Source organism: Streptomyces sp. BK208 (assembly GCF_004364245.1).
In the GTDB taxonomy this organism is placed as follows: Bacteria; Actinomycetota; Actinomycetes; order Streptomycetales; family Streptomycetaceae; genus Streptomyces.
On the sequence record NZ_SOAV01000001.1, the window covers coordinates 962,095 to 975,837 of the forward strand.

Sequence of the window (13,743 nt, forward strand, 5' to 3'; positions counted from 1 at the left end):
CCGCAGATGTGCGTGCCGGACCCCGCGACCCACGGCAAGATCCAAACGACACCCCCTAGGGGGCGCCGCTCACTTGCCGAGGGCCTGGCGCAGCTCGCCCTTGTTCATGCTCGACCGGCCGTGGACGCCTCGGCGCCTGGCCTCCTCGTAGAGCTGGTCGTAGGTGGGGCCCTGGGGCCCCTGGCGGTTCCCGGAGCGCTGCCCACCCCGCTTGCTCGGCGACTTGTCCTGCGTCGAGGTACGGCTGGCGGTCTTCGACTCACCGGACTGCGCGCGCTCCTTGTTCACCGTACGGGCCGCGATCTCCTCGGCCCGGCCGGTGCTCTCGCCGCGGTCCTTCGCGCTCTTCTTGATGTGCTCGTACTGCCGTTCCCGTTTGGCGTTCGAACCGCTCGGCATGTCCGCTCACTTCCTCTCACGTTCAGCGAACGGTTACCCACGTTACGGACACTCACCCCGCCCCGCCCGGCGTCAGCGCTCCAGCCGGGCCACCCGGCCCTGCTCGCCCGCGGCCCAACAGCCCAGGTCCGGGGTGCAGTCCACGGTGTCGTACGACCCGGTGCCGACCGTCCGCCAGGTGCGTCCGCCGTCCGTGGTGAGGTCGGTGCCCGAGGGGCCGACGGCGAGGGCGGCGGTGCGGCTGTGCGGGAGCCAGGCGACGCCGGAGCGGTAGGCGGGCGGGGGCCGGTCGGCGGGGCGCCAGGTGCGGCCGGCGTCCCCGGTCCGGGCGGCGGCCCGCGGGGAGTCCTGCTCGGGGCGGAAGTCGCCGCCGACGGCGAGTCCGTGGGCGCGGTCGCGGAAGGCGAGGGCGAAGACGCCTCGGGCGGGGTCTCCGGCCGGGATCGGCGCGTCGGTGGCCGTCCACGTGCGCCCGCGGTCGGCGGAGTGCAGGACACGCGCGCGTGCCGCACCGCCGGTGGCCAGCCACGCGTCCTTCGGCCCGGCCGAGACCAGGCACTGGCCACTGGCCGCGAACCCGGCCTCGCCGTCCTGCGCGGCGGGCATCCCCCGGTTCGGGAGCACCGTCCAGGAGCGGCCGCCGTCGCTGGTCGACAGGACGCGGAACCTGCCGTCCACCGGGTCGCTCACGGCCAGGCCGTGGCGCCGGTCGAAGAAGGTGAGGCAGTCGTAGAAGGCGCGCGCGTCGGTGTTGCGGAAGGACTCGGTCCAGGTCGCCCCGCCGTCGTCGGTGCGGTAGACCCGGGACGCCTCGCCCTCTCCGATGGACAGGGCCACGGCCCGGCGGGCGTCGAAGGCCTCGATGTCCCGGAACTCCAGTGCGCCCGCGCCCGCCGGGGAGACGTCGCGCCAGGTGCCGCCGCCGTCGGTGGTGCGCAGGACGGTGCCCCGGGTGCCGGCCACCCAGGCGGTGTGCCGGCTCACGGCGGCGAGCCCACGGAACCGGATGTCGGAGACCCCGGTGTCCCGCACGTCCCAGTGCGGCCGTTGGTGCGCCTGGGCGGGTACGGCGGTCAGCGCGGCCACCGCCGCCGCGCAGACGGCCCCCACGAGCACCGCCCGCCCCGTACGCCTCCCGCCGGTCCGAACCGGCCGTGCCGTGCGTCGCATGTTTCCCGAGCGCCTCATGGCGGGCGAAGCTAGCCCACGTCCCCCGCGCCGTCCAGAGGGCCCCGGCCGCCACGCGCGCGTGGTGCACGAGTGCCGCACGTGCCGCTGCGGAGCACGCGAGGAGAGCCCGGTCACTCCCGGAACCCTCCTGGCATGAACGCGGTGACAGAGGTCACTCGCTCGTCGTGTGCACGGATGGACTGATTCCGACGTCTCTCTCCATGCCCGGCCCGCACCATCCCCCAAGCCCGTCCAGCCGTCACGAGGGAGCAAGGCGTTGTCCACCGTCATCGAGCAGCCCGTCGAGGCGCGTCTCGTCGCCGCCGCACCGCGCATGCCGAGCATTCCCGCCACCCTGCACTACGACCGGGACGACCCGTTCGCCGTCCGCATGACGTTCCCCGCGCCGGCCACCCTCGAAGGCGTGGAGGTCTGCTGGACCTTCTCCCGCGAGCTGCTCATCGCCGGGATGCAGGAGCCGAACGGCCACGGCGACGTCCGGGTGCGCCCGTACGGATACGACCGCACCGTCCTGGAGTTCCACGCGCCCGAGGGCACCGCCGTGATCCACGTGCGCTCGGGCGAGTTGCGCCGCTTCCTGCAGGCCGCCGGCGAGCTGGTGCCGGTGGGTCTCGAACACCTCCAGCTGGACCTCGACCACGACTTGGCCGAGCTCATGCGGGGGAGCTGCTGACCGCCCCCTGAGGGCCGGTCAGGAGGACCGGTCACTCCCCCGGGCTCCGCCGGTCCGGGTTCCGCGGCTGCCGGCCGCCGCTCACCCGTGCGCCGACGCCGGTGTCCGGGCGGTCTCGTCGCTCACCGCGCCCCACACCTCGCCCATGATCCTCCGCATGCCGGGCTCCGCCCTCCCGCACCGTCCGGTCAGCTCGGTGATCCGTGCCCGGCCGCGCGTCCCGCTCGCGGCGTCCGCCGGGACGCCCAGCCCGGCGGCGGCCGCCAGCACGGCCAGGGCCGCGTCCCGCTCGGAGATCTCCGCGGCCGGCAGCGGCCCCTCCAGCACGCGGCGCACCTCGTCGCGGAGCGCCCCCGGTACGGCCGTACGCGCGAGCACGTGCTCCACCGACGGGAACACGCCGAGCACGCGCTTCTTCTCGGCCCTCAGGTGACCCTCGGCCACCAACTGCTCCCGCACGGCGTCGTAGGTGACCCGGGCGTGCACCCGGACCCAGGTGCGCCACCGGCGCGGCAGCGACTCGCGGACGAGCTCAAGCAGCCCGTCGAGGACGGCGTCCCCGGTGCGGGAGTCCAGGTCGGCGGGGGTGGCGATGCCCTCGTCGTCGGTGAGCAGACCGCGCTGGGCCAGCTCGGTCAGCGCGCCGGCCCGCACCAGGTGGTGGACCCGGGCGGTGTCGGTAGCCGTGGACCGCGCGGGGTCCCAGGCCAGCAGGCAGAGCCGGGCCGGCAGTGAGAGCGAGCCGTTGGGCACGGGGCCTCCTCGGGGCCGTGGACGGAAGCTGGGTCCGGGGTCCGGGCGAGTCCTGACCGGCGCCCCGCCCGGGTCCCGCGTAAATGCGTTGACAGGCCGACCGGTCTCTCCTAGGTTCGACATCGCTTCTGTTGCCGCCGATCGGAGAAGGACGTTGCTCGTCTGAGGTCCTGAGACACCGCGTCACACGTGTCCCACGTGTGTGCGCCGCGTGCGACCTCGGCGTTGAGCCGTCCGATCCGTCCCTTGCGGAGCAGGTACCCCCTCCTCCCCTCGTCCGACGGCGGCCGCCCGCTTCGGTGTCTCGATACGCGTTTGCCCCTGACCGCTTCGAGCAACCGCGGAGACCCCGTATGTCTACCCACTCTGCTTCCCCCGCTTCCCTCACCTGTACGTCCCTGTCCTTCGCCTGGCCCGACGGCACCGGCGTCTTCGAGGGCCTCGACGTCTCCTTCGGCCCCGGCAGGACCGGCCTCGTCGGCGTCAACGGGGCGGGCAAGTCGACCCTGTTGAAACTGATCGCCGGGCGGCTCGCTCCGGCCGGCGGCACCGTCCGGGTGACCGGCGAGGTGGGCTACCTGCCGCAGAACGTCACGCTCGACACCGGCCTGCGCGTCGACGAGGCGCTCGGCATCCGGGCACGGCGGGCCGCACTGCACGCCATCGAGGCGGGCGACGTGGACGAGGAGCACTTCGAGACCGTCGGCGACGACTGGGACGTCGAGGAACGCGCTCTCGCGACGCTCGGCGCGCTGGGTCTCGGCCACATCGGGCTCGACCGCACCGTCGGCGAGGTCTCGGGCGGCGAGTCGGTGCTGCTGCGGCTGGCCGCGCTGCTGCTGAGCCGGCCGGACGTCCTGCTCCTGGACGAGCCCACCAACAACCTCGACCTCTACGCGCGCCGGCGGCTGTACGCGGCCGTCCGGTCCTGGCCCGGCGTGCTCGTCGTGGTCAGCCACGACCGCGAGCTGCTCGAACTGGTAGACCAGATCGCCGACCTGCGGTCCGGCTCGGTCACCTGGTACGGCGGGAACCTCTCGGCGTACGAGGAGGCTCTGGCCGTGGAGCGGGAGGCGGCCGAGCGGATGGTGCGGGTCGCCGAGTCGGACCTGCGCAAGCAGAAGCGCGAACTGGCCGACGCACAGGTCGTCCTCGCCCGGCGCAGGCGCTACGGACAGAAGATGTACGACACGAAGCGCGAGCCCCGGGCGGTGATGAAGCTGCGCGCCCGCACGGCCCAGCAGTCGGCCGGCAAGTACCGCGTCATGCACGAGGAGAAGCTCGCCGAGGCCAGGGAGCGGCTGGACGACGCCGCGGAGGCCGTGCGGGACGACGACGAGATCCGCGTCGACCTGCCGTACACGGCCGTGCCCCCGGGCCGGACCGTGCTCACCCTGCGGGACCTGGAGCTGGCCCACGGCGCCCGGGTGACGGGCGGTCTCGACCTGCACGGTCCCGAGCGGATCGCGCTGGTCGGGCGCAACGGCGCGGGCAAGACCACGCTGCTGCGCACCGTCGCCGGGGAGCTGGCGCCGGTGGCGGGCGAGGCGACGGCCCATGTGCCGCTGCGCTTCCTGCCGCAGCGCCTCGACGTCCTCGACGGCGACCTGAGCGTCGCGCAGAACGTGGCCCGGTTCGCGCCGGGCGCCACCGACAACCGGATCCGGGCGCGGCTGGCGCGCTTCCTGTTCCGGGGGAGCCGCGCCGACCAGCGGGCGGCGACGCTGTCCGGCGGCGAACGTTTCCGGGCCACGCTGGCCGCGCTGATGCTGGCCGAGCCCGCGCCGCAGCTGCTGATGCTGGACGAGCCGACGAACAACCTGGACATGGCGAGCGTGCGGCAGCTCACCACGGCGCTGGAGGCGTACGAGGGTGCGCTGATCGTGGCCGGTCACGACATGCCGTTCCTGGAGTCGCTGGGCATCACCCGCTGGCTGCTGTTCGAGGAGGGCGAGCTGAAGGAGACCACGCCGGAAGCGCTCGGGGAGACCGGCACCGCCGAGCATCTCAGGAGGGCCACGGACGACTGACGGGGGTTCCGTCGACCCGGGTCCCCGCTGCATGATGACGGACCGGCGCCCGTGACGCGGCGCCGGACCGCCGGCGTCGCCCCGCGCCGGTCCCACGCCCCCGAGGAAGGCCCCGCGTGCCCAGCAAGAAGGCCCTCGTCCGCCGCCCCGGCCCCCGGCTCGCCGAGGGGCTGGTGACACACGTCGAGCGGCAGAAGGTCGACCGCGGCCTGGCCCTCGAACAGTGGGAGGCCTACGTCGAGGCCCTCGGGGCGCACGGCTGGGAGACGCTGGAGGTGGACCCGGCGGACGACTGCCCGGACTCCGTCTTCGTCGAGGACGCGGTGGTCATGTACCGCAACGTCGCGCTGATCACGCGGCCCGGCGCCGAGTCGCGGCGCGCGGAGACGGCCGGGGTCGAGGAGGCGGTGGCCCGGCTCGGCTGCTCGGTCAACTGGGTGTGGGAGCCGGGCACCCTGGACGGCGGCGACGTCCTGAAGGTCGGCGACACGATCTACGTGGGGCGCGGTGGGCGCACCAACGCGGCCGGCGTGCAGCAGCTTCGGGCGGTGTTCGAGCCGCTGGGCGCCCGGGTGGTCGCGGTGCCCGTGAGCAAGGTGCTGCACCTGAAGTCGGCGGTCACGGCGCTGCCGGACGGGACGGTGCTCGGGCACATCCCGATGACGGACGTGCCGTCGCTCTTCCCCCGCTTCCTGCCGGTGCCGGAGGAGTCGGGGGCACACGTGGTCCTGCTCGGCGGGAGCAAGCTGCTGATGGCGGCGAGCGCGCCGAAGACGGCGGAGCTGCTCGCCGACCTCGGCCACGAGCCGGTGCTGGTCGACATCGGGGAGTTCGAGAAGCTCGAGGGCTGTGTGACGTGCCTCTCGGTCCGGCTGCGGGAGCTGTACGCCTGAAGACGGCGGGCGAGGTGTCCTCACGGCCTCGGACCTGAGGCTCTCGGGGGCCGTGTCGCATCCCGCCGAACGCCTGCTGATCAGCGACCTTTACAGTGCGTTTAACCTACGCCCTCGTAACCTACGGTTTCGTAGCCTACGATCCCGTAGGTTCCCGGCACCGCTCGCCGGCTGCTCCGCTCTGTCGCACGTCCCCTGGAGTTCTCCGTGACGATCGTCTCCCCGCACCTCGGCACCTCCGCCGAATGGACCGACGCCCGGCTGCTGTACGCGCTTGAAGAAGTGGTCGAGAAGGAACTCGACCGGCATCTGCAGGTCGCCAAGGACTGGATGCCGCACGAGTACGTGCCCTGGACCGACGCGCGGAACTTCCCGGGGTTGTTCGAGGACGGCGAGCCCTGGGAGAAGGAGCAGTCCAAGGTCACCGAGATCGGCCGCATCGCCCTCGTGGTGAACCTGCTGACGGAGGACAACCTCCCCAGCTACCACCACGAGATCGCCAGCCTCTTCGGCCGCGACGGCGCCTGGGGCACCTGGGTGCACCGCTGGACCGCGGAAGAGGGCCGGCACGGCATCGTGATGCGCGACTACCTGCTCGCCTCGCGCGCGGTCGACCCGGACAAGCTGGAGCAGTTCCGCATGGCCCACATGAGCGAGGGCTTCGAGTCGGACAACCGGCACTCGATGCTGCACTCGGTGGCGTACGTGGCCTTCCAGGAGCTGGCCACCCGCATCTCGCACCGCAACACGGGCCACCAGTCCGGCGACCCGGTCTGCGACCGGATGCTGGCCCGCATCGCGACCGACGAGAACCTGCACATGGTGTTCTACCGGAACCTGCTGAAGGCGGCCTTCGAGCTGGCGCCCGACCTGACGATGCAGGCGGTCCGGGACGTGGTCGTCAACTTCCGGATGCCCGGTCACGGCATGCCCGGCTTCGAGCGGGCCGCCGCGCAGATGGCGATCGGCGAGGTCTACAACCTGCGCATCCACCACGACGACGTGATCCAGCCGGTCCTGCGTTTCCTGAAGATCATGGAGATCGACGGCCTCGGTCCCGAGGGGCAGCAGGCGCAGGAGGAACTCGGGCTGTACATGGGCGGGCTGGACGCGGAGGCCGCCAAGTTCGACGAGAAGCTGGCGGCGCGCAAGGTCCGGATGGCGGCCCGGGCGGCCGGCTGACCGCACCCGGCCCGACCCCAGCGGCCGGCTGACCGCACCGGCCCGACCCAGCGGCCGTCCGGCCCTGCCCCGCTCCGACCCCCGCCCCGGGCGCTCCGCGCGCCCGGGGCGGACCGCGCTCGGGGCGGGTAGCGCTCGCGCCGGGTAGCGCTCCGGCCGGGGCAGCTCGGGGCGGTGCTCAGGGCGCGGTGCGCCGCAGGGCCATCCGTTCCTTCTCCGACAGCCCGCCCCAGACGCCGAAGCGCTCGTCGTTGCTCAGCGCGAAATCCAGGCAGGTCGAGCGGATCGGGCACAGGGCGCAGATGCGCTTCGCGTCGCGTACGGAGCTGCCGGGCTCGGGGAAGAAGAAGTCTCCCCCGGTCTGTGCGCACAACGCCTGCTCCTGCCAGCTGAGGTCGGGCGCCGCGGTCGTCTCGATGTGCATGGGCAGCAGCGTGCCGGGAGGCGAAAAACGTTCGATCAACGCGGCATCAACGCCGCGCCCGCGCACCCCCGGCCGTACGGATGCTCCTCTGCCGCGCGACGCCGTGCACGGCGGCGCGCGGAAGCGCGTGTCAGTGGTCGGTGGAAGACTCGTCAGTGCAGGCAACGGGACCCTTCCGAGGAGGGCGATCATGCTCACCACCCGTTTCGTCACCGGCGCTCCGAACTGGCTCGACGTCGGCACCTCCGACCTCGACGGCGCCACGCGCTTCTACGGCGGCCTCTTCGGCTGGCGGTTCAGGTCGGCGGGGCCGGACGCCGGCGGCTACGGCTTCTTCGAACTGGACGGCAGGATCGCGGCCGGCGGCATGCAGACGCCGGAGGAGCAGGGTCCGCCGTCCTGGACGGTGTACTTCCAGGTTCCGGACGCCGGGGCCGCCGCCGAGAACTCCGAGCAGGCCCGCGGCGGCGTCCTGCTGCGGCCGGTGGACGTCATGGGCCAGGGCACCGTGGCGATCCTCGCCGACCGGGCGGGGGTGCCGTTCGGCATCTGGCAGCCGGGGCAGCGCGCCGGGCTTGACGTGGCCGGCGAGACCGGCACGCTCTGCTGGGTCGAGCTGCACACTGCGGACATCGCGGCCGCGGCCGCGTACTACCGGGAGGTGCTGGGCCTGGAGACCTCCGCCGTTTCCTTCCCCGGGGGCTCCTACACCTGCGTCAATCCGGCCGGGGAGGGCGAGGAGGCCATGTTCGGCGGCCTCGTCCCGCTCGCCGAGGACCCGGCGGACACCGACGCCGGATGGCTGCCGTACTTCGCGGTCGACGACGCGGACGCCGTGGTCGCCCGGACCACGGAGCTGGGCGGCACGGTGCGGATGCCCGCGACGGACATCGAGGGCGTCGGCCGTGTCGCCCGGCTCGCCGACCCGTACGGTGCCCGCTTCGCGGTGCTCAAGCCGATGCCGCGCGGGGCGTAGGCGCCGGGTTCTGCCGCGCCGGGCGCGGGGTGCCGGGTCCTCCCGCGCCGCCCGGGCTCACGCGGTGGCGCGGTGGACCAGGGTGGTCGGCAGGACGACACCGGGCGCGGTGGCCGACGGGGTCTCCGTGTCGTCGTCGGCCGCGGTGCCGTCCAGGCCGCGCAGCAGCAGGCGGGCCATCAGCCGGCCCATGCCCTCGATGTCCTGGCGGACGGTGGTCAGCGGCGGGTCGGTCTGTTCGGCGACGGGCAGCATGTCGTCGAAGCCGACGACGGCCACGTCCTGCGGCACCCGTCGTCCGCGCTCGCGCAGCACCCGCAGTGCTCCCGCCGCGGTGAGGTCGTTGGCGGCGAACACGGCGTCGAGCCCGGGGCACCGGTCGAGCAGCTCCCGCATCGCCCGCTCCCCGCCGCCCGGGGTGAAGTCCCCCTGCGCGATCAGCCCCGGGTCGGCGCCGGCCCGGACGTCGCGGAAGCCCGCGAGGCGGTCGGCCGCGGAGGTCTGGTCGAGCGGGCCGGTGATGTGCGCGATGCGGGTGCGGCCGAGTCCGGCCAGGTGGTGGACGGCCGAGCGGGCCCCGCCGCGGTTGTCGCTGTCCACGTAGACCACGCCGCCCCGTCCGTCGTCCCAGTCGGGGCGCCCGCCGAAGACGGTCGGTACACCGGCACTGCGCACCAGACCGGGCAGCGGGTCGTCGAGGTGCAGGGAGAAGACGAGGGCGCCGTCGACGTGGCCGCCGGCCAGGTAGCGGCCGACGCGGGCGTGGTCCTCGCGGCCCTCGGTGAGCAGCAGCACGAGCTGGTTGTCGTGGGCCGTCAGTTCCTTGCTGATGCCGCGCAGTTGCTGGGCGAAGTAAGGGTCGGCGAAGACCCGGGTCTCCGGTTCGGCGGCGACGACGGCGACGGCCCGGTGCCGCCGGGTCACCAGGGAGCGGGCGGCCTGGTTGGGCACGTACCCGAGTTCCTCCACCGCGCGCCGGACCCGCTCGGCCAGTGCCTCCCGCACCCCGTGCGATCCGTTGACGACGCGGGACACGGTGGCTCGTGAGACCCCGGCGCGTTCGGCGACGGCCTCCAGCGTGGGGCGCGGCGCGGTCTCGGTCACGGGCGGCTCCTCCTCGGCGGCTGCGGCTCAGGATAGCGGCAGGCCGTCGGGCGGAAGCGGGCCGTCGGGGCGGGGGACGCCCTGCGCGGAGGGGGCCGTCGGGGGCCCTCCGGCACCGGACCTCCGAGTGCGGGCCGGCCGAGGCCGGCACACCGGCGCGGTACCGGCGTCGACGCGGGCCACCGGCGCGGAGCCGGTCGACGCCGGACCGCCGGCACGGAGCCGGTCGACGCCGGGCCACCGGCACGGAGCCGGTCGACGCCGGACCACCGGCACGGAGCCCGTCGACGCCGGACCACCGGCACGCAGCCCGTCGACGCCGGACCACCGGCACGGAGCCGATCGAAGCCGGGCCCCCGGCGCCGGGCTGTCGTCGGCGCCGGGCCGTCGTCGGCGCCGGTTCAGTGCTCGTGCGCGTGGGCCGGTGCCTCCCCGGTCGTCGTCTCCCCGGTCCCTTCGGCCGCCGCGCCGTGCTCGTGCGGTTCGTACCCGGGGATCGTGCCGTCCGGCTTCTTCACCAGGAACAGGCCCACCATCCCCATGTCGGAGTGGCTCTGCACGTGGCAGTGGTACATCCACGCCCCGGCGCCCACCCCCTCCCCCGCGACGACCTGGAAGCCGAAGGAGTCGGCCGGGCCCGTGATCTTGTTGTCGATGACGCGGGACGGGTCGTCGGGGCCGGTGAGTATGCCGGTGCGGTTGTCCGCCCAGCGGTGACCGTGCATGTGGAAGGTGTGGTAGTACTCGCCGTGCGTGATCATGACGATCTCGACGCGGTCGCCCACGGTGGCCTCGAAGTCGGGCCCGGTGTGCGGCTTGCGGTTGTTGATGGTCATGTCGTTGAAGACGATCGTGTGCGTGGCGTCCGGCAGCACGTCCCCCTTGCGGCGCACGATCACCGGACCGTACAGGCCGTTGCGGATGCCCCCGGTGCCGTGCTCGGTGCCGACGACGTGGTCGTGGTAGTGCCAGTAGCCCGCGCTGCCCGGCCGCCAGGTGCCGTCGTCGCGGCGGCCCGGCTTGTGGGTGCGCCACGTGTAGGTGCGGGTGCCGCCGGGCTCGACGTCGCTCCTGTTCATCGCGGTGCCGTCGCTGGAGATCTCGTAGTCCAGGCCGTGGACGTGCAGGCTCGCCCGCACGTCCATGGTGTTGGTGAACTCGATGTGCACCGTGTCGCCCTCGTTGAGCTCGATCAGCGGGCCCGGTACGGTCGCCTTGCCCTTCTCGAAGCCGTAGCCCATCTGACCGTCCGCCAGCTTCTCGGCGTACATCCTGAGGTGTCTCACCTCGCCCCCGGCCGGCGCCGTCCGCGCGGTGACGGCCTTGGCCCCGGTGGCCGCGCCAGCGACCTCCGGAGCGATGGACAACGATGTCGCGGCGGCCGCACCGCCCAGCAGCACGCGTCGGTTGAAGCCTCGCCTGTCCATGCCGAACTCCCCACGCCGATAAGGAATGTGCGCAGTCTCAGGGTCTGATTGGCTGTGACGAACCTGTGGGACCGTACCGGTTGCCGACGGGTTTATCCACACTCAGGACAAAGTTCGTTCGATCCCGGTCATACCTATTGGCGGATCGAGCAAAGAGGTCTAGCTTCCTTGGCGCTGCTGCCGTGACCGAGGAGGTGCCCATGCCCTTGAGTGGGTTGAGCGCGAGAAGAAAAGGCTGGGCGGCGTGTGCCACCGCCGCCTTCGTCGCCGCGGGACTGCTGGCCGGCCCTGCCGCCAGCGCACGTCCGGCGCCGGACCCATCTCTGACAACGATGTCGATCAAGTCGCCACCGGGCGGCTCCAATGTGAAGGTGCTGGTCTTCTACGGGTCCGCCGCGGCCGGGGACGAGTCACCGGTCGTCAACGCCGGGATCGCGGCCGTCGAACGGATCGGTCTCTCCGGGCCCGCCTCGGAGCAGTTCCAGGTCGAGGCCACGGACAACGCCGGCGTCTTCACCAACGAGAAGAAGCTCGGCCGCTTCAACGCGATCGTGTTCCTGACCGGCGGCGGCGACGTGCTGACGGCCGCTCAGGAGGCGGGGCTGGAGGCGTACATGGAGGCCGGCGGCGGGTTCGTCGGCATCCACGACGCGGCCCGCGCGGAGCCGTACTCGGACTGGTTCACCGGTCTGGTCGGCGCCCGCCCGGCCGCCGGTGCTCCGGCCAAGGTCCAGCGGGCCACGGTCGAGGTCGGTGACCGGCGTCATCCGGCCACCAAGGACCTGCCGCTGGAGTGGAAGCGGCCCGACGAGTGGCTGAACTGGCAGAAGAACCCGTCCGGCGAGGTCCACACCGTGGCCCGGGTACGCGAGTCGACGTACTCGCCGGGAGCGGGCGCCAACGGAGCGGACCACCCGGTCAGCTGGTGCCGCGACTACGACGGCGGCCGGTCCTTCTACACCGGCATGGGCGGCACGGTGTCGTCGTACGACGAGACCGACTTCCGCAGCCACCTGCGCGGCGCCCTGCTGTGGACGACCCGTCTCTCGCAGGCCGACTGCAAGGCGACCATCAACGCCAACTACAAGGCCGAGCGGCTCACCGACCCCAACCAGCCCGGGCAGAACGACCAGATCGGCGAACCGCACGGCCTGGTCACCGCGCCCGACGGCCGGGTGTTCTACATCGGCCGCGGCGGCACGGACTCCTCCCACCCCGTGGTGACCGACTGGAACGACCCGAACGTCGGCAAGGGCACGGGCGAGATCCACGTCTGGGACCCGAAGACCGACAAGGTCACCCTCGCGGGCGCGCTGACCGTCTTCGGCAACAAGGGCGGCGGCGACGAGCTGACCAAGGTCGAGGAGGGTCTGCTCGGCATCGAGCTGGACCCGCGGTTCGAGGAGAACGGGTGGGTGTACCTGCACTACACCCCGCACTCGCAGATCAACCGGGACACCCACATGGCCGAGCGGCGGGTCTCCCGCTTCACCCTCGACCGGGCGACGAACAAGCTGGACCTGGGCAGCGAGAAGGTGCTGCTGAAGTGGCCGGTGCAGATCCACAGCTGCTGCCACGCGGGCGGCGGGATGGCCTGGGACTCCAAGGGGAACCTGTACATCGCCACCGGTGACAACAACTCCAGCGGCTTCAGCGACGGTTACTCCGGCAACAACCCGGAGCCCAACTTCAAGGGCGTGTCCTTCGCCGACGCGCGCCGCACCGCCGGCAACACCAACAACCTCAACGGCAAGATCCTGCGCATCCACCCGGAGCCGGACGGGACGTACACGCTCCCCGAGGGCAACCTCTTCACCGGCAAGGAGACCGCCGAGGGCGGTGGCAAGACGCGGGGAGAGATCTACGTGATGGGCGTCCGCAACCCGGCGCGCATCTCGGTCGACAAGAAGACCGACACCCTGTACGCGGGCTGGGTCGGCCCGGACGCCGGCGCCCCGTCCACGACGTGGGGTCCGGCCAAGTACGACACGTTCGCCACCATCACCAAGGCGAGCAACCGGGGCTGGCCGTACTGCATGGGCAACAAGCAGCCGTACCGGGACCGGAACCTGCCGGACCCGTCGAAGCCGCTGGGCTGGTACGACTGCGACCACCCGAAGAACGAGTCGCCGAACAACGACGGCCTGGTCAACCTGCCGCCGGTGACCGGCAACAACATCTGGTACTCGCCGCAGGGCGGCGGCCCCGACTTCCCGCGCGACGAGAACGGCGTCCCGTCGTACAAGCAGGACGAGGCCGTCTACCGGCTGCCCTGGCTCAAGGGCGGCGGCCAGGCCGCGATGAACGGCCCGGTCTACCGCTACGACGCCGGCAACGCCAGCGACACCAAGTGGCCGGCGTACTGGGACGGCAAGTGGTTCGTCGGTGACTTCTACGACGCCGACCAGCCGCGCAACGCGGTGCTGATGGACCCGAAGACGCAGGGCGACGGCGGACTGCCGGTGCACTCGGAGTCCCTGAAGAAGATCGTGCCGATCGGCAACGACGGCATCAAGAACCTGATGGGCTGGAAGTTCGGCCCGGACGGCGCGCTGTACGTCCTGGACTACGGCCGCGGCTTCTTCACCTCGGACTCCAAGTCCGCCCTGTGGCGGGTCACCTACAAGGGCGGTGGGCCGACGCCCGCCGCCGGACAGCTGGCGAGGGGGTCCGAGTGATACGCCGACGAAG

Annotated in this window: 12 protein-coding genes; 6 read left to right on the forward strand and 6 right to left on the reverse strand. The window is 72.7% G+C overall.

The window, feature by feature from the left end:
• Positions 1-69: 69 nt before the first annotated feature.
• Entirely contained in the window at positions 70-399 is a 330-nt protein-coding gene (locus tag EV562_RS04315) for a plasmid stabilization protein (protein ID WP_133885268.1), read from the reverse strand.
• A 72-nt stretch (positions 400-471) separates the two neighbouring features.
• A complete protein-coding gene (locus EV562_RS04320) occupies positions 472-1,569 on the reverse strand; it encodes an oxidoreductase (RefSeq protein ID WP_243859958.1) in 1,098 nt (365 codons plus the stop codon).
• Positions 1,570-1,846: 277 nt separating this feature from the next.
• Here EV562_RS04320 and EV562_RS04325 point away from each other — a divergent pair, with 277 nt between their 5' ends.
• Complete coding sequence (locus tag EV562_RS04325; RefSeq protein WP_133885270.1) at positions 1,847-2,263, forward strand: SsgA family sporulation/cell division regulator; 417 nt, start codon at positions 1,847-1,849, stop codon at positions 2,261-2,263.
• 81 nt (positions 2,264-2,344) lie between these two features.
• On the opposite strand, the gene EV562_RS04330 is transcribed toward EV562_RS04325, so the two are convergent.
• On the reverse strand, positions 2,345-3,016 hold the full coding sequence (locus tag EV562_RS04330) for a GPP34 family phosphoprotein (RefSeq protein WP_133885271.1): 672 nt from the start codon (positions 3,014-3,016) through the stop codon (positions 2,345-2,347).
• Between the two features lie 353 nt (positions 3,017-3,369).
• Between EV562_RS04330 and EV562_RS04335 the strand changes: the two genes are divergently transcribed.
• The 3 genes from EV562_RS04335 to EV562_RS04345 all read left to right on the forward strand — a co-directional run bounded on the left by EV562_RS04335 (position 3,370) and on the right by EV562_RS04345 (position 7,121).
• Entirely contained in the window at positions 3,370-5,046 is a 1,677-nt protein-coding gene (locus tag EV562_RS04335) for an ABC-F family ATP-binding cassette domain-containing protein (protein WP_133885272.1), read from the forward strand.
• Positions 5,047-5,162: 116 nt separating this feature from the next.
• Complete coding sequence (ddaH, locus tag EV562_RS04340) at positions 5,163-5,939, forward strand: dimethylargininase (protein ID WP_133885273.1); 777 nt, start codon at positions 5,163-5,165, stop codon at positions 5,937-5,939.
• Positions 5,940-6,146: 207 nt separating this feature from the next.
• A complete protein-coding gene (locus EV562_RS04345) occupies positions 6,147-7,121 on the forward strand; it encodes an acyl-ACP desaturase (protein ID WP_133885274.1) in 975 nt (324 codons plus the stop codon).
• A 178-nt stretch (positions 7,122-7,299) separates the two neighbouring features.
• Here EV562_RS04345 and EV562_RS04350 read toward each other — a convergent pair whose 3' ends face one another.
• Positions 7,300-7,545 carry a WhiB family transcriptional regulator gene (locus EV562_RS04350; protein ID WP_133885275.1) on the reverse strand — a complete coding sequence of 82 codons (246 nt, stop codon included), beginning with the start codon at positions 7,543-7,545 and terminating at the stop codon, positions 7,300-7,302.
• A 190-nt stretch (positions 7,546-7,735) separates the two neighbouring features.
• Here EV562_RS04350 and EV562_RS04355 point away from each other — a divergent pair, with 190 nt between their 5' ends.
• A complete protein-coding gene (locus EV562_RS04355; RefSeq protein ID WP_133885276.1) occupies positions 7,736-8,521 on the forward strand; it encodes a VOC family protein in 786 nt (261 codons plus the stop codon).
• Positions 8,522-8,578: 57 nt separating this feature from the next.
• On the opposite strand, the gene EV562_RS04360 is transcribed toward EV562_RS04355, so the two are convergent.
• Both EV562_RS04360 and EV562_RS04365 read right to left on the reverse strand, forming a co-directional pair.
• Positions 8,579-9,625 (reverse strand): LacI family DNA-binding transcriptional regulator, encoded by a 1,047-nt coding sequence (locus EV562_RS04360; protein ID WP_133885277.1) that lies wholly within the window; start codon positions 9,623-9,625, stop codon positions 8,579-8,581.
• 401 nt (positions 9,626-10,026) lie between these two features.
• Positions 10,027-11,052 (reverse strand): multicopper oxidase domain-containing protein, encoded by a 1,026-nt coding sequence (locus EV562_RS04365; RefSeq protein ID WP_133885278.1) that lies wholly within the window; start codon positions 11,050-11,052, stop codon positions 10,027-10,029.
• 200 nt (positions 11,053-11,252) lie between these two features.
• Here EV562_RS04365 and EV562_RS04375 point away from each other — a divergent pair, with 200 nt between their 5' ends.
• Entirely contained in the window at positions 11,253-13,730 is a 2,478-nt protein-coding gene (locus tag EV562_RS04375; protein WP_208298283.1) for a ThuA domain-containing protein, read from the forward strand.
• Positions 13,731-13,743: the final 13 nt, after the last annotated feature.